Origin of the sequence: Streptomyces monticola, assembly GCF_042665355.1 — a bacterium.
Taxonomy (GTDB): Bacteria; Actinomycetota; Actinomycetes; order Streptomycetales; family Streptomycetaceae; genus Streptomyces; species Streptomyces monticola.
Genome location: NZ_JBHTCF010000001.1, coordinates 593,560 through 614,924, shown reverse-complemented (window position 1 = coordinate 614,924; position 21,365 = coordinate 593,560). Strand labels below are relative to the sequence as shown.

Here is a 21,365-nt window from a genome sequence, read left to right as displayed (position 1 = left end):
CTCCCTTTCGCCTCCCACGCCCTCGGAGCCCTCATGACGACGACCCGCTGGTCACGCCGCGGCTTCCTCGCCACCTCCGGTGCCACCGCGCTCGCCCTCGGTCTCACCGGCACGGTCACCGCCGCCACGCTCTCCTCCCAACCGGCCGCGGCCGCCGACGAGTTCGCCGCCCTGCGCGCCAAGTGGCGGAAGCTGATACTCGGCGAAGGCTTCAGCCCCACCGCCGAGCCGTTCAAGTCCAAGCTGGCCACGCTCGGCACCACCGCCAAGCGCTGGCTCGACTCGATGGCCCCGGCGGCGGGCTCCGTATGGCCGGACGCGGTGTACGCGGACCCGGAACCCGACAAGGACCCGGAGTCGTATGCCTTCTCCGGGAAGATCCAGGAGAGTTACGCCCGTCTGAGGACCATGGCCGAGGCGTACTGCCAGCCCGGCACGGGACTCACCGGCGACGCCGCGGTCAAGGACAAGATCCTGACGGCGTACGACCACCTCATCAAGGATGTGTACAACGAGAACCAGGCGCCCTACGGCAACTGGTACAGCTGGGAGATAGGCGCCCCGCAGTCGCTGCTCGACGTGGCGGTCCTGATGCACGAGCACCTCTCCGCCGAGCAGATCTCCGCCACGGTCAAGGCGGTCGACCACTTCGTGCCGGACTCCAAGGTCGCGAAGTACACCGGCACCAGCACCGGCGCCAACCGTATCGACCTGTGCCGGGTGCTCGCCCTGCGCGGCATCCTCGACGGCACGGCCGCGAAGGTGGCGCTCGCCCGCGACGCCATCTCGCCCACCTTCCCGTATGTCACGACCGGCGACGGCCTGTACGCCGACGGCTCCCTGATCCAGCACACCAACGTGCCCTACACCGGTTCCTACGGCGCCGTCCTCATCGACGGCACCGGCAAGCTGCTCGGTCTGCTCGGCGACTCCAGCTGGCAAGTGACGGACCCCAAGCGGCAGTTGTTCCTGGACGCGGTCGAAGCGGCGTACGCGCCCTTCCTGCACGACGGCCTGATGATGGACGGCGTCTCGGGCCGCGCCATCAGCAGGGGCCTCGTCGCCACCGACGTACTCAAGATCCAGCAGGACGACCATCTGCGCGGCCACGCCATCATCGGCTCGATCCTCGTCCTCGCCCAGGGCGCGAGTGACGCGGAGGCCGCGCGCTGGAAGGGCCTGGCGAAGGGCTGGCTCGCGCGCGACCGGTATGCGCAGGTGTCGTCGGGCCGCACCCTCGCCGTCCCCGCGCTCTCCCGCGCCACCGCGCTGCTCGCCGACGACTCGGTCAAGGCCGCGTCCGAACCGCTCGGCCACAAGGTGTTCCCCGGCATGGACCGCGCCGTGCACCGCACCAAGTCCTTCACGGCCTCGGTCTCGATGGCGTCGAAGCGCATCACGTACTACGAGAACGGCAACGGCGAGAACGTCCGCGCCTGGCACACCGGTTCGGGAATGCTCTACTGGTGGGCCGGGGACGGGAACGGCGGCCAGTACAGCGACGGCTTCTGGCCCACGGTCGACCCGTACCGGCTGCCCGGCACCACCGCGTCGCTCAAGAAGCTCGCGGACGGCGAGGGCGGCATCTGGGGCGCGGCCACTCCCGACTCGACCTGGGTGGGCGGCACCAGCGACGGTACGTACGCGACGATCGCCCAGTACCTCAAGGGGCTCTCCTCGACGATGGAGGCCAGGAAGTCCTGGTTCTTCCTGGACGACGCGGTCGTCTGCCTCGGCGCGGGCATCACGTCCGCCGACGGCACCGGCGTCGAGACGGTGGTCGACAACCGCAACCTCGGCAAGGACGGCACGGCCCAGCTCACCGTCAACGGCCGGGTGCGCGAGGCGAACGGCACCGTGGACGCCAAGTGGGCGCACCTCAAGGGCCATGCGGGCTATGTCTTCCCGGGCGGCACCGAGCTCACCACCCTGCGCGAGGAGCGCACCGGCACCTGGAAGGCGATCAACGGCGGCGGATCGGACGAAGAGGTCAAGCGGCGCTACGTGACGCTCACCGCCGACCACGGCAAGGACCCGTCGGACGCCGCGTACTCCTACATCCTCATGCCCGGCGCGAGTGAACTGCGCACCGCGGCAAGGGCGTTGGACTCCGGCTGGCTGGTGACGCTCGCCAACTCGACGAAGGCGCAGGGCGTGCGCGTGCCGTCGCTCGGCTTCACAGGGGTCAACTTCTGGGAGCCCGGCACGGTCGGCAAGGTCAGTGCGGACGCGCCGGTGAGCGTGCAGATCGTGGAGAAGCGGGACGGCACGGCGGTCCTCACGGTCAGCGACCCGAACCGCGCGGTCAAGGGCCTGAAGCTGGTGTGGAAGCGCCCGGTCAAGTCGGTCCTGTCGAAGCCCTCTTCGGTGACGGCGGCCACGCCGGGCTCCTCCCTCGCCCTCACCTTCGGCGATCTCAGCGGCAGCAACGGCACGACGCACAAGGTCACGGTCAGGCTCTCCTGAAGGCTCCTGAAAGGACCCCATCCCCCCATGCGCAAACGCCTCTGCACCCTCCCCGCGATCGTCTTCTCGCTCGGCTTCCTGGCCGCGTCCCCGGCCTCCGCCGCCGTCATCTGGAACGGCGACGCCGACGGCGGCACGGGCGTCTTCGGCGGCACCGAGTGCGAAGCGCCCGGCAGCCTCACGGCCGAGGACCACCCGCGCGGCAAGGTCTTCAAGTTCAACAAGCCCATCGGCCTCAAGCGCTGCGAGGCGCGCGGCATCCGCACCTCCGGCGGCTACGAGTACAAGTTCGCCAACGACTCGACGTACTGGCTCGGCTGGTCCACCTCGACCAACACCCCGGACGCGGGGACCGTCTTCCAGTGGAAGTCGTATCCCAACAGCGAGCAGAACTACCCGGTCCTGATGAAGATCGAGGGCGGTGTCCTGAAGCTGTTCCACATCAAGCAGGGCCAGGTCTGGCAGCTGATCTGGTCCAAGCCGGTCGCCACCGACTCCTGGAAGCATCTCGCCCTCGGCATCCACACCTCCGACTCGGCGAGCGGCGGCTGGATCGAGTTCTCCTACAACGGCGCCAAGCAGACCTTCGCCAACGGCTCCACCCGCTTCACCGGACGCACCTGGGACACCCTCAACAAGCCCAAGTGGGGCACCTACGGAGCGGAGATCGAGGGCTCACGGGCCATCAACTGGGTGGACGACCTGAAGGTCGGCACGTCCTACGCCGACGTGGCGCCGTAGCGCGCACCGGAGCCCCTCCCCACACCGGAGCCCCTCCTCCCTCCTCCCCAAAGGAGTCCCCTCATGCGCAACCGCACAGCCACCGCACTGAGCGCCACTCCCGCCCTGGCCGCCCTGGCCCTGCTCACCGCCTCGCCCGCCGAAGCCTCCGTCATCTGGGACGGGGACGCGTCCGGCGGGACCGGGGTGTTCTCCTCGACGCTCTGCGACTCGCCCGGCAGCGTCAGCGCACAGGACAACAACGACGGGCGCGGGCAGGTCTTCAAGTTCAACAAGCCGCTGGGTCTTGAGCGTTGCGAGGCTCACGGGATCAGCGTCGGCGGGTCCCGGTACACCTTCAAGAACGACTCGACGTACTGGATCGGCTGGGACACCTCGACCAACACCCCGGACGCCGGGACGATCTTCCAGTGGAAGTCCTACGGGACCAACGACCAGCACCAGCAGAACTACCCCGTCCTCATGAAGGTCGAGGGCGGGCAGCTCAAGCTGTTCCACATCACCACCGGCGAGAACTGGCACCTGAAGTGGTCCACTCCCGTGGCCACCAGCACGTACAAGCGGATCGTGCTCGGGATACACACCTCGGACGACGCGTCGAGCGGGTGGGTCGCCGCCTTCTACAACGGGACGAAGGTCGCCGAGTTCTCCGGCCGTACCTGGGACGACCTGGGCAATGACACCCGGTTCGGCACGTACGGCGCGGAGGTCAAGGACAAGCGCGTCATCAACTGGATCGACGGGCTCAGGGTCGGCACGACCTACGGGGACGTGGACTGACCGGCCCGGAACCCGCCGAAGGAAGGGGCAGGGGAAGGGGCGTGGCGCGGTGGTCAGCCGCGCTGCGCCTCCACCAGTTCGCGGGCCTCCTCGTCGGTGGCCACCGAGGGCGGGGAGCCTTCGAGCGGCTGGCGGGCCGTCTCCTTCATCGCGAGGACCGCGATGAAGCCGATGAGTCCGGCGAGCATCGTGTAGTACGCCGGCATCAGGTCGTTGCCGGTCTTGCTGATCAGGGCCGCGACCACCAGCGGGGTCGTACCGCCGAAGAGCGAGACCGAGATGTTGAAGCCGATCGACAGCGAGCTGTAGCGCACATCCGTGGGGAAGAGCGCCGGCAGCGAGGAGGACATCGCGCCCAGGTAGCAGACCAGGGCGAGGCCCAGGAGCAGCAGCCCGGCGAAGACCGGGAAGGTGCCGCCGTGCTTGATGAGCAGGAAGCTCGGGATGGCGAGGACGACGAAGCCGAGGGAGCCCGTCATCAGGACCGGCTTGCGGCCCACGCGGTCGGAGAGCCGGCCCACCGAGTTGATCAGGGCCATCAGGATCACCATCACGACGACGATGGACATCAGGCCGCCGGTCTCGCCGAAGCCCAGCTCGGTGAGGTAGGTCGGCATGTACGACAGCAGCATGTAGTCGGTGATGTTGAAGGCCGCGACCAGGGCGATGCAGAGCAGCATCGCGCGCCACTGGCCGAGGAAGGAGTCCTTGAAGGACTTCTTCTCGCGGGCGTCGCCGGGGCCGCCGCCCTCCTCCAGCTTCTGGAACGCCGGGGACTCGTCGAGCTTCATCCGCAGATACAGGCCGATCAGGCCGAGCGGGCCCGCGACCAGGAACGGGATGCGCCAGCCCCAGGAGTGCATCTGGTCGGAGCTGAGGGTCATGGTGAGGACGGTGACCAGGGTCGCCGCGGCCGTGTAGCCGATCAGGGTGCCGAACTCCAGGAAGGAGCCCCAGAACCCACGGCGCTTGTCGGGTGCGTACTCGGCGATGAAGGTGGCCGCGCCGCCGTACTCGCCGCCGGTGGAGAAGCCCTGCACCATGCGGCACAGGATCAGCAGGGCCGGTGCCCACATGCCGATGGTGGCGTAGCCGGGTATGAGGCCGATCGCGAGGGTCGCGCTGGCCATCATGATCATGGTGAGCGCGAGGATCTTCTTACGGCCGACCTTGTCGCCGAGCGGTCCGAAGACCATGCCGCCGATGGGCCGGACCAGGAAGGCGGCGGCGAAGGTCGCGAGCGAGGAGAGGGTCTGCGCGGTGGGGTTGCCGGAGGGGAAGAAGACCTGACCGATGATGACGGCGAGATAGGCGTAGACGCCGAAGTCGAACCACTCCATGGCGTTGCCGAGCGCGGTCGCCTTCACCGCCCGCTTGACCGCCTGCTCCTCGGTGACGGTGATGTCGCTCTGGCGCAGCCGGGGGTTCTTGCGCCGGTGGACTGCGCGGAACAGGGCGCGGTGGCGGCCGATCGCTTCGCGGTCGGGGTAGGCGACCTCTTCTTCTTGCTGCACGGCGGACTCTCTGGCTCGTACGGATGTAAAGGTTTGTACAGAGGTACAGAGATCCAGAAATACCGCAGCGGATCATGCGCCGTGCGCTGCCGCAAGTCCCCAGTCGTCCGGCGCATTCGGCCCGTTTTCCTCAGGACTTACGTCCCGTTCCGCCGCAAAGACGGACCAAAGTCCCCGGCCTGAGGGCCGTCCCGGCCGCCTGACCACGAGCGCCCGCGGCTCCCTGACCGAGCGCCCCGGCCGCTATCCGATGGCTGCCGCCGCTCTGGGCGCGCAGGTGAACGGGCGTCCGTCCAGGGTCCAGTGCGAGTCCGGTTCCCGGCCGAGCGCGGCGTACACGTGGGCGGCGACGTCCTGGTGCCGCAGCGGGCCGAGCGGCTCGCCGCCCGCGGGGATGCCGGGGCCCGCGCAGGCGATCCAGGCGGTGGTCTCGGCGGCGGAGCGGCCGCCGTGACCGCCCTCGTCGCGGTGGCCGTGGTCGGTGACGACGATGACCGTCCACTCCTCACGGTCGTATGTGTCCCGGCCGCGGATCGCTTCGAGCAGGCGCCCGAGCCGTGTGTCGGCCCGGGTGACCGCCTCTTCGTACGCGGCGCCGCAGCCCAGGACGTGACCGGTCTCGTCGACCGCGCCGAGGTAGACGAAGGAGACCTCCGGGTCGTCCTCACCGAGCACCCATGCCGCCTGGGCGGTGATCTGCTCGTCCGCCGCCTCCCAGGCCTCAGGGGTGTCGGCGCGGGCAGCGGCGAAGGAGGACCGGGCCGGCTCGCGGAACAGCGGGCCGCCGTCCGCGACGGTGAGGAGCGGCTGCCAGCCCGCGGCGACATAGGTGCGGCGGCCGTCCTGCCGGTGCAGGCGGGTGCAGAAGTCGGGGAAGACGGCCAGGCGGTGGCCGGTGAAGTCATTGCTCCACACGGCGTGCTTGTCGATGCCCACGCCGGTGACGACGGTCGCCCAGCAGGGCCCGGACATGGTGGGGGTGCCCGCTTCGACGGTGACGGGCGCGAGGAAGCCGTCGGCGGCCAGGGCGTCCAGATGCGGGGTCGGCGCCGACCGCAGGGTGTCGAGACGTACTCCGTCGATGCCTGCGACGAGGACACGGCGGCGGCGTTCGGATGCGGACAGGGGCACGGCAGCCCTCCTTGAGGTCAGGCGGAGTGGGACAGCGTCTGCGGGTCGACCGGGTACTGGAACGGCAGCCCCTGGGCGTAGCGCGCGAGTTCGTCGATGGCCGTGTCCGCGAGGCGGTGCAGCTCGCCGCCGATGGAGCCCGCGAGGTGCGGGGTGAGCAGCACGTTCGGCAGATCGAAGAGGGGCGAGCCGGCCGGAAGCACCTCCGGTTCGGTGTGGTCGAGCACGGCGTGCAGGCGCCCTGCCTGCAGTTCCTTGGTGAGCGCCGCGGTGTCGACGAGGGAGCCGCGGGCGGTGTTGACCAGGGTGGCGCCGTCCGGCATGAGGGAGAGCCGCGCGGCGTCGAACAGATGCCGTGTGGCGGGCAGTTCGGGCGCGTGGATCGATACGACGTCGCTGCGCAGGACGAGTTCGTCGAGGCCGCAGGGTTCGGCGCCCAGGGCGCGGGCCTCGGCGTCGGTGACATAGGGGTCGTGGAGGAGGACCCGCAGGTCGAAGGGGGCGAGGAGTTCGATGACACGGCGGCCGATCCGGGAGGCGCCGACCAGGCCGACGGTGCGCCGGTAGTTGCCGACGCCGGGGAAGCGCTCGATGAGGTTCACCCGGGAGCGGGCGGTGCGGTAGGCGTGGGCGCCGTCAAGGACCCGTTTGTTGGCGAAGAGGATCGCGGCGACGGTGTACTCGGCGACGGGCAGGGCGTTGGCGGCGGCGGCTGTGGTGACGGCGATCCCGCGGCGCCAACAGGCTTCTGTCACATGGCCCTTGACGCTTCCGGCCGCGTGCACCACGGCCTTCAGGTGCGGCATGAGGCGCAGCGCGGCCCGGTCGAGGGGCGGGCAGCCCCACCCCGTGAGCAGCACGTCGGCCTCGCGCAACTGCCTTGTCTGCACGGGCACTTGGACACCGAAGTCGGTGACGAGCAGGCCGGTGTCCACCTGGGCGATCTCGGTGAGCCTGCGCAGGGCGACGGCGTCGAACACCGCGTCCCTGGTCTCCGCGCTCATGGCGAGCACGGTGCGGGGGCGCGGTGCGGGGAGGCTCACTTGACGGCTCCGGCGGTCAGGCCGGAGCGCCAGAAGCGCTGCAGGCACAGGAAGGCGACGATCAGCGGCAGAACGGCGACAAGGGATCCGACGATCACCAGCGGATACAGCTCGGGCTGCTGGTAGACGCTCTTCTGCCAGGCGTACAGGCCGAGGTTGACGGGGTAGAGCTGCTCGTCGTTGAGCATCATCAGGGCGCCGTAGAAGTTGTTCCAGACCGAGGTGAAGGAGAACAGGAAGATCGTCATGAAGCCCGGTGCGAGCATCGGCAGGGACACCGAGGCGAAGGTCCGCAGCTCACCCGCGCCGTCGACGCGCGCCGCCTCCAGGACCTCGCCCGGCACGTAGCCCTCGGAGAAGACCCGGGCCAGATAGACGCCGAAGGGGTTGACCAGGCTGGGGATCAGGACGGCCCAGTAGGTGTTGACGAGACCGGCTTCGGAGGCGAGCAGATACAGCGGCAGCTGGGTGACGGTGGCGGGGATGAGCACCCCGACCAGGACGAGCCCGAACAGCTTCTCCTTGCCGCGGAAGTGGTACTTGTCGAAGGCGTAGCCGCAGGCCACCGAGATGAGCGTGGAGAGCAGGGAGCCCACGACGGTGTAGAGCAGGCTGTTGCCCATCCAGCGGAGGTAGATGCCGTCGTTGTGCGCGAACAGCTCGGTGAGGTTGTGCCACAGGTTGAAGTCGCCGAGCGCGAACGGGTTGGTGGCGAACAGATCCCGGTAGTTCTTGGTGGCCGCGACGAGCAGCCAGGTCAGCGGCATCAGGGTGTAGAGGGCGAAGACGATCAGGATCCCGTGGACGACGGCCTTCGAGGTGAACTGCCGTGGCGTGCGCGGGCGTTGCTGCGGCGCGGCCAGGGCGGTGCCGCGCTCGGCGGTCTCCGGTGCGGAGGCCGGCTTCGGTGCGGTCTGGATGCTCATGCGGCCGCCTTCCACCGGTTGCCGAGCTTGGTGACGACGAAGGAGAGCAGGCCGGCGAAGAGGGCGAGCAGCAGGGACGCGGCGGCGGCCAGGCCGTAGTCGTGGCCCTGGAAGGCCTGCGAGAAGATGTACATGGTGGGCGACCACTCCTCGCCGAGCTCCGTGGCGCGCAGCTGGATCAGCTTGGGGGCGTCGAAGAGCTGGATGGCGCCGACGCAGGTGAAGAGCAGGGTCAGCACGACCGTCGAGCGGATCATCGGCACCTTGATCTTCAGGGCGGTACGGATACCGCCCGCGCCGTCGACGGTGGCCGCCTCCAGGGTCTCGCGCGGGATGGCCTGGAGCCCCGCGTAGAAAATGATCATGTTGTACCCGATCCACTGCCAGGCCGAGACGTTGACGATGGAGAACAGCGCCTCGTCGGTGCCGAAGAAGTTCCATTCGGCGCCGAGGGCCTGCAGGGCTTCGGTGACCGGGCTCAGGCCCGGGGTGTAGAGGTAGAGCCAGATCAGCGAGGCGATCAGGCCGGGCACCGCGTGCGGCATGAAGTAGGCGATCTGGAAGAACCGCTTGGCCCGCGCGAGGGCCGAGTCCACCAGGAGCGCCAGGGCGAGCGCGCCGCCGATCATCACCGGGATGTAGAGGACGCAGTAGACGGCGATATGCCCGAAGGAGGCGAGGAACGCCGGGTCGGTGAGCGCCTCGGTGAAGTTGCCGATCCCCGCGAACACCCTTTCCGTGCCGCCGAATCCGAGCCCCGACGACTCCTCGCGGAACAGGCTCATCCAGGCGGCGTAGCCGAGCGGGGCGAGCGTCACGGCGGCGAACAGGACGAAGAACGGGACCATGAACAGGGCGGCGGCCCCGTGTTCCTTGCGGCGCCGCGCCGACCTGGCGCCGCCTGAACCGCCCGCTGCGGTACGGGACTTGGCATGGCTGGTGAGCGGTATGGCCACCGATGGGCTCCTTCGCTTGACGGGAGACCTGGGTCGTCTACGGGAGACCTGGGCCGTCGACGGGAGATACGGAGGGCCCGGACTTCCCCCACGGACGCCGGGCCCTCCGGGTCTGACTGGCTCTAGGAGGGCGTGGTGCTCACTTCGTGAGCTTCAGGCCGCGCTCCTTGACCGCCTTCTCGCCCGCGCTCTGCCCGTCGGTGAGGGCCCGCGTGTGGTTCGCGCCGGTGGTCGTCTGCGCCTGGATGACCTTGGCCTGCACCGGGCCCCAGGTCCAGCCGGGCACGATCGAGTCGGCGGCCTCGCCGGCCAGCTTGTAGACGTCCTGGCCGGGGAAGTACGAGCCGTCGAACTCCTTGGCGGCGACGGCCCGCATGGCCTCGTTCGCGGGCAGCGCGCTGCTCGGCGTCTTCTGCGACTTGAGACGGGCCGTCATCGCGGCCGGGTCGGTGGTGACCCACTTGATGAACTCGGCCGCGGCCTCGGTGTTCTCGCTGCCCTTGGGGACGACGAACGACGTACCGCCGTACATTCCGGTGGCGGGCTTGCCGTCCCAGGTGGGGATGGGGGCGATCCCCCACTTGCCCTTGCTGTCGGGGTAGCTGGTGGAGAAGTTCCCCGCGCTCCACGCCGCGCCGACGATCGTGGCGACCTTGCCGGTGGCGCGTTCCTTGGCCTCGCCCTCGCCCCACAGCGGGGTCTTGGAGGCGAGGCCGTCCTTGAGCAGACCGTCCCAGTACGCGGCGACCTTCTTGGACGCGGCGCCGTCGATGTCGACCTTCCAGGCATCACCCGATGTGCCGTACCACTTGGCGCCCGTCTGCCAGGAGAGGCCGGCGAGCAGCGCCGGGTCGCCGCCGCCGAAGTTGGTGATCTTCACTTCGGGATCGGCCTTGTTGATCTTCTCGGCGGCCTTGCGGTAGTCGTCCCAGGTCTTGGGGACCTCGACGCCGTGCTTCTTGAAGATGTCCTTGCGGTAGAAGAGTTCGATCGGCGTCACGTCGAAGGGCACGGCCCAGGTCTTGCCGCCGAGGTTCACCAGGGACCTGATGTTGTCCGGGAACTGCTTCTCCACGGTGCTGCCCGCGACCTCGCTGAGGTCCTCCAGATTGCCCTCGCTCGCGTACTCGGGCAGCGCCGAGTAGTCCATCGTCGCGACGTCGGGGGCGTTGCCGCCCTTCACCGCGTTGGAGAGCTTGGTGACACCTTCGGGCCCGGCCGGGATCAGGGAGAACCTGACCTTGATGTTCTTCTGGCTCTTGTTGAACGCCTCGACGGTCTCCTTGGCGCCGTTGGTGGCCGACCAGTAGGTGAGCGTGACCGGGCCGTCGGCGCCGGCCTTGCCCGACCCCTCGTCGCCACCGCCGCACGCGGTGGCGAGCAGCGTCAGGGAGGCAAGCGATGCGGTGAGCGCTATTCGGGAAATGCGGGGCATGGCACGGCTCCTACGAGACCTCGGACTGCACAGGGCAGCTACTGCGCGCGGCAGTTTGGGAAAGAAGAGGCGAACGGGGGTCATCATTTGCGCCAGACCGATCGCCGGTCAAGAGCAAACGAACAACTCAATCAAAACGATCGGCTACCGATCGTTGAGGAACACTTCGTCAGGGTCGGCGCCCGTCGCGCCCGCAGGTGGTGCGCGGGCTCAAATCCCGTGCCCTGTGCGGGGTGCGTGTGCCGCCAGGGACACCTGCGGCGCGCCCCGTCACCACTGCGGGTGACAGCCCAGGGCCACCGCGCTTACCTGCGACAACGCCTGGAAAGGGGAGCGCCTGCATAGTCCGACCACCGCACTGGGAGGCCCACTTGCGTAGCCCGTTCCCCTCCGCCGTCACCGCCGTCACCGCCGTCGCAGTCGCCACGGCCGCGCTCACCGCCCTCACCCTCACCGCTCCCCCGGCCTCGGCCGTGACCACGACCGCGCCCGCCGGTGCGGCCGCCCTGCCCGGATACGTCTGCTTCTGGCCCGAGCCCGGCGAGACGGGACCGGGCGGCGGATGGTGCTACAACCCCACACCGGGCGGCTTCGCGGAACCCGAGGCCCGCGTCCTGAGACACGCCAAGTCCTTCGCCTCACAGGTCGACAAGACCGTGTACGCCCTGCACTTCCCCGGCCAGGGGCCCTGCCTGCAACGCACCATCCACGGCGGCGACTGGTCGGGGAACTGGGAGTGGTGGAACAGACTCGACGCGGTCGACACCAACCGGCATGCCGACTGCGAGGCCGGGTGAACCGCGCCGGGGCCCCCGGCCGGTGGCTCATCGCCGCGGCCTGCGTATGCGTCCTCACGGTCCTGGCCGGCTGCGCCGGGCCCCGTGAACCCACCGTCTCGCTCACCCCGGCCGACACCCTCAAGGCCGCCCAACTCCTGCTCACCGACCGCTGCTTGACCGAACGTGGCCTCACCCCGCCACGCCCCGGCGCGGCGCCGGGGAGCACCGCCGAGGCCCGCCACGTGGAACGCGCCCTGTTCGGCACCGGCCCCGCCGAGCTGACCCTCACTCTGCCCGGCGGCCATGTCGTCGGCCACCACACCGACGGCTGCCTGGCCGCCGCGGAACGCCGGCTCTACGGGGACCAGCGCGCCTGGTTCCGGGCCACCACCCACGTCAACAACCTCAAGGCGAAGGCGCCACGGCGCGACCAGGCCGCCTACCGCGAGCTGCGCGCCCGCGCACTCACCGAGGCCAGGACCCTGCTCGGCACTCAACTCGTCACCGGTGACAGCGGTCAGCTCACCACCCGCGGCTCGGGTCAACTCACCTGCAAGGAAAGGCAGTTGCCATGAAGCACCCCATCGCCCTGATCGCCGCCGCACTGCTGGCCGCGGCCGCCGCCCTGGCCACCACCACGCCCGCCACGGCCGTGGACTGTCCCAGCGGCAACTTCTGCGTATGGACCGATGCCGACTACGGCGGACAGCGGATGAACGCCTCGGGCGACGACGAATGGTGGGAGAGCTGGATCGCCGACGCGGACTCCTCCTGGGCCAACCACGGCATCTCGGGGCCCGGCGTGAAGGACCACGTGAAGGTGCACGAGAGCGCCATCCAGTTCCCCTCGCAAGGCGGCGCCGTGACGATCTGCCTCCGCCCCGGCGACGAGGTCCGCTTCAACAGCGCCGCCAACGACCGCGGCGACGCGCATGTGTGGGCCATGGGCTGCTGAAGCCCGGCCCTGCTCGCCGAGGGTCTGGTCACGTGACCGAGGGCTCTTCGCACCCCCGCAGCGCGGCTCAAGGCTCTTCGCACCCCCGCAGCGCGGCTCAGGGCTCTTCGCACCCCCGCAGCGCGGCTGAGAGCTCTTCGCACCCCGCAGCTCGGCTGACGTAATCGCCCTCCGGGCTCGTCCTCAATCGCCGGACGGGCTCGGATTGCGTCACCCCCCGGCCGCGCCCGGGCCCTCCCGACATGACGGCGCGGCGCGGCCGGGCCGTCCTCAATCGCCGCCGGACAGGCTCAAATTGGGTCACCCCCGGCTGCGCCCTGGTCCTCCCCGCACGACGAGCGCACCTTCAGCTCCGGCAGCAGGTCGACATGGCGGCGCGGCGCGACCGGGTCGGCCAGGCGGGCTAGCAGCAGCTCGGCCGCCTGGGCGCCGACCGCGCGCTTCGCCGGGGCCACCGCGGTCAGCGGTACGTCGGCGAGCGGCGCCACCTCGTCGTCGTACGCGATGACCGCCAGGTCCTCCGGCACCCGCACCCCGCGTGCCTGCAGCCGCGGGATCAGCACGATGGCGTCGGCGTCGCTGTGCACCAGGGCGGCCGTGACGCCGTGTTCGCCCACCGCCTCGCACAGATAGGCGAGGGTGCGCTCGAAGCGGTCGGCCTCCGAGAGCGACGGCTCGGCATCCAGCGGGGACACGGGGGCGGGTTCGAGCCCGAGGCTCTCCACGGCCGCCGCGTACCCCGCCCTCAACTGCTCCTGGTGCGGGCTCTCCTGGGCCGCGAGCGCCACCTTGCGATGGCCGAGCGCCGCGAGGTGCTGCACCGCCTTCGCCGCTCCGTACGCATGGTCCGATCTGACCCGGTCGAGCTCCGCCGCGGGGTGGCCGTGCGGCGCCCAGCGCTCCACGAGCACGGTCGGCACGCTCAGCTCCCCGACCCAGCCGCCGGCGCCGGGGCCCGGGGCGCTGCGCTCCCAGCTGGGCGTCAGGAGCAGTCCGTCGGCGCCGGTGGAGAGCAGCCGCTCGGCCTGCGGGGCGTCCTCGTCGGGCAGGTAGTGGGACAGGCCGACGACCAGGCGTGCGCCATGCGCCTCGGCCGCCTCGCGGGCGCCCTGCACGACCTCGGCGTAGTAGTAGCCGGTGGTCGGCACGACCATGCCGAGCACCAGTCCGTCGGTGCCGTCCGCGGCGGTGCGCGGTCCCGGCACCCGCTCCCGCTCCCCCGGCCACACCACCGCGCCGTGCAGCCGGTGCACCCGTCCCTGCGCGGCCAGCGCCTCGACGTCGCGCCGTAGCGTCACGGCCGAGACCCCCAGCTCTTCGGCGAGTTCGGCGACGCGTACGCTGCCACGCTCCCTGACCAGTGCCAGGACGCGCTCGTGACGCTGGTCGACATGCAGCCGCATGGGCTCTCCCCTCCGTGCCGGTGACTCCGACGACGTAAGCATAACGATCGGGTCCGATCAATACGATCAGTCCGTCGCGGCTCCATGACGTCCTTACGCGGCGGGCCGACGCCCTCTGCGCGCCGTCCTGCCGTTCCCGTTCCGCTGTCCGACACCTCCACGTGGCCCAGCGGACGCCTGCCCGCGCGGGTGGTCCGGGTATCCCTGCGGGAACGCGCGTCACCACTCACCGGACACACCGGAGCCGCCATGCCGCCCCTGGGCCGCCGTACCTTCCTCAGCGCCGCCGTCGCCGGGTCCGCCGTGCTCGGCCTCGGCGGCTGTGCCGGAGACGCCGCGTCGGGCGCCCCGCCACAAGGCCCCGGCCCCGACACGGGCGCGGCGGCGGCCGCGGCCCGCCGGCTGCTCCCGCACCACTGGCGCCAGCTCACCTTCCGCACGCATCCGCGGGGCGGGGCGGGCGGAGCACACAGCCCGGCGGACACCTTCACCGTCTCCGGGGAACCGGGCCGCATCACCATCGAGGGCACCACACCAGCGGTCCAACTCCGGGGTCTGTACTGGTACTTGAAGCACGAGACGCACGCGAACATCACTTGGGCGGGCAGCTGCACGGACGCGCTGCCCGCCCGTCTCCCGGCTCCCCGCAGGACGGTCACCCGCCATGCCGACGTCCCGCACCGCTTCGCCCTGAACGACACCAACGACGGCTACACGGGCCCGTACCGCGACTGGACGTACTGGGAGCACGAGCTCGACGTGCTCGCCCTGCACGGCTACAACGAGGTCTTCGTCTCCGTCGGCGCGGACGCCCTCTACCACCGCCTCTTCCAGGAGTTCGGCTACGGAGAGCGGGAGTTGCGCGGCTGGATCCCGGCGCCCGCGCACCAGCCGTGGTGGCTGCTGCAGAACATGTCCGGCACTCCCGGGTCCCCGCATCCCGTGCCGGCCGGGGTGCTGCGGGCCAGGGCGGCGCTCGGCCGGCGGATCGCGGACCGGCTGCGCGCGCTCGGCATGACACCGGTTCTGCCCGGCTGCTTCGGTACGGTCCCGCCGGGCTTCGCGGACCGCAATCCCGGGGCGCGCGTGGTGCCTCAGGGCGACTGGATGGGCCTGCGCCGCCCCGACTGGCTCGATCCGCGCGGCCCGCACTTCGAGCGGGTGGCGGCGGCGTTCTACCGCGTCCAGGAGGAGATGTTCGGGCCGTCGTCGATGTACAAGATGGACCTCCTGCACGAGGGCGGCAGCCCCGGCGACGTACCGGTCGGCGCGGCCGCGCGGGCCGTGGAGAAGGCCCTGCGCACCGCGCGTCCCGATGCCGTCTGGGCGATCCTCGGCTGGCGCCACAATCCGCCGCGGGCGATCGTCGACGCCGTCGACAAGTCCCGGATGCTGGTGCTCGACGGCCTCTCGGACCGCTTCACGAAGGTCACCGACCGGGAGGCGGACTGGGGCGGCACGCCGTACGCGTTCGGCTCGATCTGGAACTTCGGCGGCCACTCGGCCCTCGGCGCCAACACCCCCGACTGGGCGTCCCTGTACGAGAAGTGGCGCACGAAGCCGGGCAGCGCGCTGCGCGGTATCGCCCTGCTGCCGGAGGCCGCGGACAACAACCCGGCGGCCTTCGAGCTGTTCTCCGAACTCGCCTGGAGCGAGGGTCCGGGTGAACGCGGCGATCTCGACGGCTGGTTCAAGGCGTGGTCGCGTTCCCGCTACGGCGGCCGCGACCGGCGGGCCGAGGCCGCCTGGGACACCCTGCGCCGCACCGTGTACGGCACCACGCGGGCCGACGAGTGGAGCGAGGGCGCGGACGGCCTCTTCGGGGCGCGCCCGGATCTGGTGGTGCGGTCGGCGGCGTCCTGGTCACCCCGCCAACTCCGTTACACACCGGAGGAGTTCGAGCCCGCCCTGGCCCACCTCTTGGAGGTCGCACCGGGCCTGCGCACCAGCACGGCCTACCGTCGCGACCTCCTCGACGTCGCCCGCCAGTGCCTCTCCCAACGCAGCCGCGTCCTGCTCCCGCAGATCAAGAAGGCCTTCGCGGGCGCGGAGCGCGACCGCTTCGGCACGCTCACCGCCACCTGGCTCGACCTGATGGACCTGCTCGACCGCCTGGCGGCCACGGACTCCACGCAGCTGCTCGGCCGCTGGCGCCAGGAGGCCATGACCTGGGGCGCGAGTGACGCCGAACGCGGTCGACTGGCCTATGACGCCACGTCGTTGCTCACGGTGTGGGGCACCCGCGCCGGCGCGGACGAGGGCCTGCGGGACTACGCGAACCGGGAGTGGGCGGGCCTGGTGGGCGGTCTGTACCGGCTGCGCTGGCAGACGTACTTCGACGAGCTGACGGCCGCCCTGACGCAGGGGCGACCGCCGCGGAGCATCGACTGGTTCGCCCTGGAGAACACCTGGACACGCAGCCCCGGCCGGTTGCTGACGGCCCCTCAAGGAGACGTATACGAGGTGGCGTTGGAGGTACGTGAGGCCTTGCGTCACACCGCGTAGAGAGGCGCACGCCGCGTAGAGAAGCGTCGTACGCTCCCGGCATGGACAGGCTCTGCGCATGGGTCCAGCCGTCATATCCTCGGCGGTGGCGGCCTGCGTGGGCGCCGCGGGCGGCTGGGGCGCGGCGCTTCTCGCGCACCGCGGCGCGCGGGCCTCGGAGGCGGGCACGCAGACTCGCTGGCGCGGCGAGCACCAGCAGGACGCGTACCAGTCCCTGGTGATGGCCTACGAAGACTTCCAGCGCGCGGCGATGCGCCGGTACGTGGGCGTCGCCCCCCGGGAACTCGGGGAGCGCTACCAGGAGACGTACTGGGCCATCGACCGCTGGGTCAGGGGCGTCGCCCTGGCGGGACCCGAGCCCGTGGCCGAGCTCGCGGCGGCGGTCCGCGGCGCGAAGAACGCCTTCCACGAGGCGACCTTCGCGCCCGGACACCCGAAGGACACCGGACTGCTCGACTCCGTCGCGCACCTGGAGGAGACCGGCGCGCACGACCGCCCCATCGAGGCCTTCGTCTCCGCGGCGAACCGACATCTCGACGGCGGCCAGCCGCCCGTCTCCCATCGCGACGTCTGGCTCTGACCGTCTTCGGCCCGGGACCTTCGCCCCGCCCGGAGGAGTCACAGGCCTCTGCCCGCCCGGGGGCGCCCGGTTCTACGGTTCGAAGCGGGTCTTCTTACTTCCCCCTTACAGGCAAGAGAGCACAGGGCAGCAACGGCATGAGCGCACCGCAGTGGAACCGCGACGGACACGACGGCGGCTCCGCGTCCCAGGCCGGGCGCGGCATCGGCAAGCGGGGATGGGCCGTGTTCGCGGCCGGTGGGGCCGTGGTGATGTTCGCCCTCGGCGCGGTCTCCGGCGGCGGAGATTCGGCGGCGGCCGGCGAGGCCTCGGCGACACCGACCGTGACCGAGACCGTCACCCCGTCCCCCGCGCCCACGGTCACGGTGACCAGGACCGCGGAGCCCACCGCCACCCCCACGGTGACGGAGACGATCACGGTCACGGAGACCGCGGCTCCCGTCGGCAGCGGCACCGGCAGCGGCACCGGCTCTTCGGACAGCAGCAGGAGCAGCTCTTCGGACAGCGACAGCGGCAGCGGAAGCGGCGTCTCCTACAAGAACTGCTCGGCCGTACGCGCCGCGGGCAAGGCACCCCTGTACCGCGGCGAGCCCGGTTACGCCCGGCACCTGGACCGGGACGGCGACGGCGTGGCCTGCGAGTAGGCCCACGATCCGCGATCCGGCACCCGAGGGCACGGCACCCGACGGCTCAGAAGCCGAAGACCTCGGCCGTGGCCGCTTCGGCCTGGCACGCGTTGCCGAAGGTCTTCGACCGGTGGACGGTGGCGCCCTTCCAGTGGCCGTAGGCGTGCACCGTGACCGGCTGGTACTCCTTGGTGCAGACCCGGTCCGGGTGGGCGTCGAGTTCCTCGATGTCGCCGTTGGTCTCGCGCAGCCGGCCGCACGCGGCCTGGGTCGCCGGGTGGGTGCCGCCGGGCGGATCGCAGGCGAGAAGCGCGAACGACGCCTTGGACGGCACCTCGTCGGCGGTGCCCTCGTGGTGCATGAGGATCAGCTTCGAGCCGGGCTCGGACGGCGGCGGCGGCACGGCCGCGGTGGTGGCGGCGGAGGCGGCGGGCGAACCGGCAAGCACCAGGGCGCCGGTGGCGAGGGCCAGGCCCACGCGTGAAGTACGTACGGTCATACGCCAACGTGTAGCCGCCCACCGCCGCCCGCACGGCGACCCTCACCCACCCGAAGCGTGTCGCACCCGCCCGCTCCAGGGTGCCGCCATGACCTGGAGCGAAGCCGAGTACCTCGCCTACCTGGCACAGGAGCGGCTCAACTACGCGTGGGTGCTGCGGGAGCACGGGGGAATGACACCCGACGCGGCCGGGGCGGCGGCCCTCGACGACTACCCCTACGAGCCGGCCGACGCTCCGTATCGCGGTCTCGTTTTCCACGACGAGGCCTGGCACTGGGCGATGCTGCGCATCCACGGGGACCGCTACCGGGTCACGCACCCGGAACTCGATGGTCCTTCGGCCGCATACCGGGCCCTCCCCTGAGCAACTGACCGCCCGCTCCGGCTCGCCCGCCCGCTCGCCCACCCCCAACTCCCCGCCTCCTGACGGGTATACGTCAACTTCCAACCCTGATAGGAAAGCTTCCTAACAGAACAGCGGAAGGACGTACTCCCCCTAGGAGGACACGTGCACACCCCCCACAAACGCACGTCAGCGCGTCGTATCACCGCTCTCCTCGGTGCCCTGCTCGGGCTCGCCCTGCTGGTGCTGCAGGTACAGGGCTCCGCGAGCGCGGCGCCCTCCGGGCTCGATGACCCGGAGAAGAAGGAGATAGCGATGCAGATCGTCTCCAGCGCCGAGAACTCCTCGCTCGACTGGAAGGAGCAGTACGACTACATCGAGGACATAGGCGACGGCCGCGGCTACACCGCGGGCATCATCGGCTTCTGCTCCGGCACCGGCGACATGCTGGACCTGGTCGAGCTCTACACCGCCCGCGAGCCCGGCAACATCCTCGCCAAGTACCTGCCCGCGCTGCGCGAGGTCGACGGCACCGACTCCCACGAGGGGCTCGACCCCACCTTCACCGGCGACTGGGAGAAGGCGGCCAGGGACCCCGGGTTCCAGCAGGCCCAGAACGACGAGCGCGACCGGGTCTACTTCAACCCGGCCGTCAAGCGGGGAAAGGCCGACGGAATCGGGACGCTCGGGCAGTTCGCGTACTACGACGCCATCGTCATGCACGGTGACGGCTCCGACGCCACCAGCTTCAGCAGCATCCGCGAGCGTGCGCTCGACCGGGCCGAGCCGCCGTCACAGGGCGGGGACGAGACCACCTATCTGCACGCCTTCCTCGACGCCCGGGTGTGGGCGATGCAGCAGGAGGAGGCGCACGAGGACACCAGCCGGGTGGACACCGCGCAGCGGGTGTTCCTCGACGCGGGCAATCTGAACCTGGACCCGCCGCTCGACTGGCAGGTGTACGGGGACAGTTACCACATCGACTGACCTCGCACCCCGATCCCCACACCCCGATCCCCGCATCCCGAACCCCGAACAGCCGCCGCGCAAACGGCGCGTGGCGCGTACGGCAGACAACTGCCGTACGCGCCACGCCCGTTGGAACCGCCGGAGGCTCAGTGCACTGCCGCGCCACTGCGCTGCGTCGGCACCCCGCCCGAGAGATCCTCGCCGCCCTCCATCGGGTGGGTCACATCGGCAGCGTCCTTGCTCTTGCCGATGTGGTTGAAGACCAGGTTCAGGACGACCGCGGTGACACAGCCCGTGGAGATCCCGGAGTCCAGGATGATCATCGCGGTGTCGGGGAACGCGTGGTAGAACGTCGGCGCAGCGATCGGGATCAGGCCGACGGCGATGGAGACGGCCACGATGAGGACGTTGTTGTCCTTCTCCAGGCCCGCCTTGGCGAGGGTCTGGATACCGCTGGCCGCGACCGAGCCGAACAGCACGATGCCCGCGCCGCCGAGCACCGGCGGCGGCACCACGGCGATCAGCGAGGCGGCGAGCGGACACAGGCCCATCAGGATCAGGAAGCCGGCGCCGACCGCGACCACGAAACGGCTGCGGATCTTGGTCATCGCGACCAGGCCGATGTTCTGCGCGAAGGCACTGGCCATGAAGCCGTTGAACAGCGGGGAGATGGCCGAGCCGAGGGTGTCGGCGCGCAGGCCCGCCGCGATGGTCTTCTCGTCGGCCGGCCGCTCGACGATCTCACCGAGGGCGAGCATGTCGGCGGTGGACTCCGTCATGGAGACCACCATCACGACGCACATGGACACGATGGCCGCTGCGGCGAACTGCGGGGCGCCGAAGTGGAACGGTGTCGGGAAGCCGATGAGGTCCGCGTCGCCGAGCGCGCTGAAGTCCGCGACGCCGAAGGGGATGGCGATGACGGTGCCGACGACGAGGCCGAGGAGAACGGCGATCTGCTTGACGAAGCCATGGGTGAAGCGGCGGATCAGCAGCACCACGACCAGCGAAATACCCGCCAGGGCAAGGTACTTGCCCGCGCCGTAGTCCTTGGCGGCGGGATCGGGGCCCTGGGCCCAGCCGAAGGCCACCGGCATCAGCGAGACACCGATCAGGGTGATCACGGTGCCGGTGACGACGGGCGGGAAGAACCGGACCAGTTTGGAGAAGTACGGGGCGGCTATGAAGCCGAGCAGGCCCGCGACGATGATCGCGCCGAAGATGATCGGCAGCGCATCGCTCTTGTCCTTGGTCTGGTTGGCGATCGCCACCATGGGGGCGACACCCGCGAAGGTCACGCCGTTCACGAACGGGAGCCGGGCACCGATCTTCCAGATGCCGAGCGTCTGCAGAAGGGTGGCGAGACCGGCCGTGAACAGGCTGGCCCCGGTGAGAAAGGTGAGCTCGGTGGCGGACAGGCCGCAGGCCTTGCCGACGATGAGCGGCGGGGCGACCACACCCGCGTACAGGGCGGCCACGTGCTGTAGGCCGCTGGTCATCATTTTGAGAGGGGGCAACTTCTCGTCGACCGGGTGCTTTTCGGGCATCTGGTCGCGGACGTTGTCGTCCTCTGGCACGGCGACTGCTTTTCGAACCCTGGGCGTTGCTGCCACGGCGGTTCCTCCGGTCGGTATGCGCGTCGCCAGCGACGCGGTGTCATGGAGGTCGTACATGAGGTGCAAACGGCGATGGTGCGGTGGTGCGGTCGTACGGG

At 70.5% G+C, this 21,365-nt stretch carries 19 protein-coding genes and 1 pseudogene; 11 read left to right on the top strand and 9 right to left on the bottom strand.

What is annotated here, in order from left to right; all coding sequences use genetic code 11:
* The first annotated feature begins 33 nt into the window (after window positions 1-33).
* The 3 genes from ACFQVC_RS02495 to ACFQVC_RS02485 all read left to right on the top strand — a co-directional run bounded on the left by ACFQVC_RS02495 (window position 34) and on the right by ACFQVC_RS02485 (window position 3,987).
* Window positions 34-2,466, top strand: coding sequence for a polysaccharide lyase 8 family protein (locus ACFQVC_RS02495; protein WP_381825896.1), 2,433 nt, complete (start codon window positions 34-36; stop codon window positions 2,464-2,466).
* A 27-nt stretch (window positions 2,467-2,493) separates the two neighbouring features.
* Window positions 2,494-3,207 (top strand): heparin lyase I family protein, encoded by a 714-nt coding sequence (locus tag ACFQVC_RS02490; RefSeq protein ID WP_381825894.1) that lies wholly within the window; start codon window positions 2,494-2,496, stop codon window positions 3,205-3,207.
* Window positions 3,208-3,270: 63 nt separating this feature from the next.
* Window positions 3,271-3,987, top strand: coding sequence for a polysaccharide lyase family protein (locus tag ACFQVC_RS02485; protein WP_381825892.1), 717 nt, complete (start codon window positions 3,271-3,273; stop codon window positions 3,985-3,987).
* Between the two features lie 53 nt (window positions 3,988-4,040).
* Here ACFQVC_RS02485 and proP read toward each other — a convergent pair whose 3' ends face one another.
* From proP to ACFQVC_RS02455, 6 genes and pseudogenes are all read right to left on the bottom strand, one after another.
* Window positions 4,041-5,501 (bottom strand): glycine betaine/L-proline transporter ProP, encoded by a 1,461-nt coding sequence (proP, locus tag ACFQVC_RS02480; protein WP_381825890.1) that lies wholly within the window; start codon window positions 5,499-5,501, stop codon window positions 4,041-4,043.
* A gap of 261 nt (window positions 5,502-5,762) precedes the next feature.
* Window positions 5,763-6,632: pseudogene (locus tag ACFQVC_RS02475) on the bottom strand (alkaline phosphatase family protein); the annotation flags it as partial.
* A gap of 17 nt (window positions 6,633-6,649) precedes the next feature.
* The gene (locus ACFQVC_RS02470; protein ID WP_381827060.1) at window positions 6,650-7,636 is read right to left on the bottom strand and encodes a hydroxyacid dehydrogenase; all 987 of its coding nucleotides are present in this window, start codon (window positions 7,634-7,636) and stop codon (window positions 6,650-6,652) included.
* A 35-nt stretch (window positions 7,637-7,671) separates the two neighbouring features.
* A complete protein-coding gene (locus tag ACFQVC_RS02465; protein ID WP_381825888.1) occupies window positions 7,672-8,601 on the bottom strand; it encodes a carbohydrate ABC transporter permease in 930 nt (309 codons plus the stop codon).
* Window positions 8,598-9,449, bottom strand: a complete 852-nt coding sequence (locus tag ACFQVC_RS02460; RefSeq protein ID WP_381827058.1) for a carbohydrate ABC transporter permease — start codon at window positions 9,447-9,449, stop codon at window positions 8,598-8,600. Before ACFQVC_RS02460 ends, ACFQVC_RS02465 begins: the two co-directional genes overlap by 4 nt.
* A gap of 247 nt (window positions 9,450-9,696) precedes the next feature.
* Window positions 9,697-10,992: an ABC transporter substrate-binding protein gene (locus tag ACFQVC_RS02455; RefSeq protein WP_381825886.1), complete on the bottom strand. Its 1,296-nt coding sequence runs from the start codon at window positions 10,990-10,992 to the stop codon at window positions 9,697-9,699.
* 371 nt (window positions 10,993-11,363) lie between these two features.
* Between ACFQVC_RS02455 and ACFQVC_RS02450 the strand changes: the two genes are divergently transcribed.
* From ACFQVC_RS02450 to ACFQVC_RS02440, 3 genes are read left to right on the top strand one after another with little or no spacing between them, the layout of a single operon-like run.
* A complete protein-coding gene (locus ACFQVC_RS02450; protein WP_381825884.1) occupies window positions 11,364-11,789 on the top strand; it encodes a hypothetical protein in 426 nt (141 codons plus the stop codon).
* Window positions 11,786-12,346 (top strand): hypothetical protein, encoded by a 561-nt coding sequence (locus tag ACFQVC_RS02445; protein WP_381825881.1) that lies wholly within the window; start codon window positions 11,786-11,788, stop codon window positions 12,344-12,346. Before ACFQVC_RS02450 ends, ACFQVC_RS02445 begins: the two co-directional genes overlap by 4 nt.
* Entirely contained in the window at window positions 12,343-12,726 is a 384-nt protein-coding gene (locus tag ACFQVC_RS02440) for a peptidase inhibitor family I36 protein (protein WP_381825879.1), read from the top strand. The genes ACFQVC_RS02445 and ACFQVC_RS02440 overlap by 4 nt, the downstream gene beginning before the upstream one ends.
* A gap of 290 nt (window positions 12,727-13,016) precedes the next feature.
* Here ACFQVC_RS02440 and ACFQVC_RS02435 read toward each other — a convergent pair whose 3' ends face one another.
* Entirely contained in the window at window positions 13,017-14,129 is a 1,113-nt protein-coding gene (locus ACFQVC_RS02435; RefSeq protein WP_381825877.1) for a substrate-binding domain-containing protein, read from the bottom strand.
* Window positions 14,130-14,378: 249 nt separating this feature from the next.
* Here ACFQVC_RS02435 and ACFQVC_RS02430 point away from each other — a divergent pair, with 249 nt between their 5' ends.
* The 3 genes from ACFQVC_RS02430 (at window position 14,379) to ACFQVC_RS02420 (ending at window position 17,858) form a co-directional block, all read left to right on the top strand.
* On the top strand, window positions 14,379-16,634 hold the full coding sequence (locus tag ACFQVC_RS02430) for an alpha-N-acetylglucosaminidase (RefSeq protein ID WP_381825875.1): 2,256 nt from the start codon (window positions 14,379-14,381) through the stop codon (window positions 16,632-16,634).
* 58 nt (window positions 16,635-16,692) lie between these two features.
* Window positions 16,693-17,214, top strand: a complete 522-nt coding sequence (locus tag ACFQVC_RS02425; protein WP_381825873.1) for a hypothetical protein — start codon at window positions 16,693-16,695, stop codon at window positions 17,212-17,214.
* A gap of 137 nt (window positions 17,215-17,351) precedes the next feature.
* On the top strand, window positions 17,352-17,858 hold the full coding sequence (locus ACFQVC_RS02420) for an excalibur calcium-binding domain-containing protein (RefSeq protein WP_381825871.1): 507 nt from the start codon (window positions 17,352-17,354) through the stop codon (window positions 17,856-17,858).
* Window positions 17,859-17,904: 46 nt separating this feature from the next.
* On the opposite strand, the gene ACFQVC_RS02415 is transcribed toward ACFQVC_RS02420, so the two are convergent.
* On the bottom strand, window positions 17,905-18,339 hold the full coding sequence (locus tag ACFQVC_RS02415) for an SSI family serine proteinase inhibitor (protein ID WP_381825869.1): 435 nt from the start codon (window positions 18,337-18,339) through the stop codon (window positions 17,905-17,907).
* An 88-nt stretch (window positions 18,340-18,427) separates the two neighbouring features.
* Between ACFQVC_RS02415 and ACFQVC_RS02410 the strand changes: the two genes are divergently transcribed.
* Complete coding sequence (locus ACFQVC_RS02410; RefSeq protein WP_381825867.1) at window positions 18,428-18,703, top strand: hypothetical protein; 276 nt, start codon at window positions 18,428-18,430, stop codon at window positions 18,701-18,703.
* Window positions 18,704-18,847: 144 nt separating this feature from the next.
* Window positions 18,848-19,669 carry a chitosanase gene (locus ACFQVC_RS02405; RefSeq protein WP_381825865.1) on the top strand — a complete coding sequence of 274 codons (822 nt, stop codon included), beginning with the start codon at window positions 18,848-18,850 and terminating at the stop codon, window positions 19,667-19,669.
* Window positions 19,670-19,797: 128 nt separating this feature from the next.
* Here ACFQVC_RS02405 and ACFQVC_RS02400 read toward each other — a convergent pair whose 3' ends face one another.
* Window positions 19,798-21,198 carry a nucleobase:cation symporter-2 family protein gene (locus tag ACFQVC_RS02400; RefSeq protein WP_381827056.1) on the bottom strand — a complete coding sequence of 467 codons (1,401 nt, stop codon included), beginning with the start codon at window positions 21,196-21,198 and terminating at the stop codon, window positions 19,798-19,800.
* Window positions 21,199-21,365 lie beyond the last annotated feature (167 nt).

What these genes read in the sequence shown, in the direction of transcription:
- ACFQVC_RS02485 (WP_381825892.1), top strand. Translation starts at nt 3,271, where the DNA reads ATGCGCAACCGCACAGCCACCGCACTGAGCGCCACTCCCGCCCTGGCC.
- ACFQVC_RS02430 (WP_381825875.1), top strand. Translation starts at nt 14,379, where the DNA reads ATGCCGCCCCTGGGCCGCCGTACCTTCCTCAGCGCCGCCGTCGCCGGG.
- ACFQVC_RS02460 (WP_381827058.1), bottom strand. Translation starts at nt 9,449, where the DNA reads ATGGTCCCGTTCTTCGTCCTGTTCGCCGCCGTGACGCTCGCCCCGCTC.
- ACFQVC_RS02425 (WP_381825873.1), top strand. Translation starts at nt 16,693, where the DNA reads ATGGGTCCAGCCGTCATATCCTCGGCGGTGGCGGCCTGCGTGGGCGCC.
- ACFQVC_RS02420 (WP_381825871.1), top strand. Translation starts at nt 17,352, where the DNA reads ATGAGCGCACCGCAGTGGAACCGCGACGGACACGACGGCGGCTCCGCG.
- ACFQVC_RS02435 (WP_381825877.1), bottom strand. Translation starts at nt 14,129, where the DNA reads ATGCGGCTGCATGTCGACCAGCGTCACGAGCGCGTCCTGGCACTGGTC.
- ACFQVC_RS02440 (WP_381825879.1), top strand. Translation starts at nt 12,343, where the DNA reads ATGAAGCACCCCATCGCCCTGATCGCCGCCGCACTGCTGGCCGCGGCC.
- ACFQVC_RS02455 (WP_381825886.1), bottom strand. Translation starts at nt 10,992, where the DNA reads ATGCCCCGCATTTCCCGAATAGCGCTCACCGCATCGCTTGCCTCCCTG.
- ACFQVC_RS02490 (WP_381825894.1), top strand. Translation starts at nt 2,494, where the DNA reads ATGCGCAAACGCCTCTGCACCCTCCCCGCGATCGTCTTCTCGCTCGGC.
- ACFQVC_RS02415 (WP_381825869.1), bottom strand. Translation starts at nt 18,339, where the DNA reads ATGACCGTACGTACTTCACGCGTGGGCCTGGCCCTCGCCACCGGCGCC.
- ACFQVC_RS02470 (WP_381827060.1), bottom strand. Translation starts at nt 7,636, where the DNA reads ATGAGCGCGGAGACCAGGGACGCGGTGTTCGACGCCGTCGCCCTGCGC.
- ACFQVC_RS02410 (WP_381825867.1), top strand. Translation starts at nt 18,428, where the DNA reads ATGACCTGGAGCGAAGCCGAGTACCTCGCCTACCTGGCACAGGAGCGG.
- ACFQVC_RS02495 (WP_381825896.1), top strand. Translation starts at nt 34, where the DNA reads ATGACGACGACCCGCTGGTCACGCCGCGGCTTCCTCGCCACCTCCGGT.
- ACFQVC_RS02465 (WP_381825888.1), bottom strand. Translation starts at nt 8,601, where the DNA reads ATGAGCATCCAGACCGCACCGAAGCCGGCCTCCGCACCGGAGACCGCC.
- ACFQVC_RS02400 (WP_381827056.1), bottom strand. Translation starts at nt 21,198, where the DNA reads ATGCCCGAAAAGCACCCGGTCGACGAGAAGTTGCCCCCTCTCAAAATG.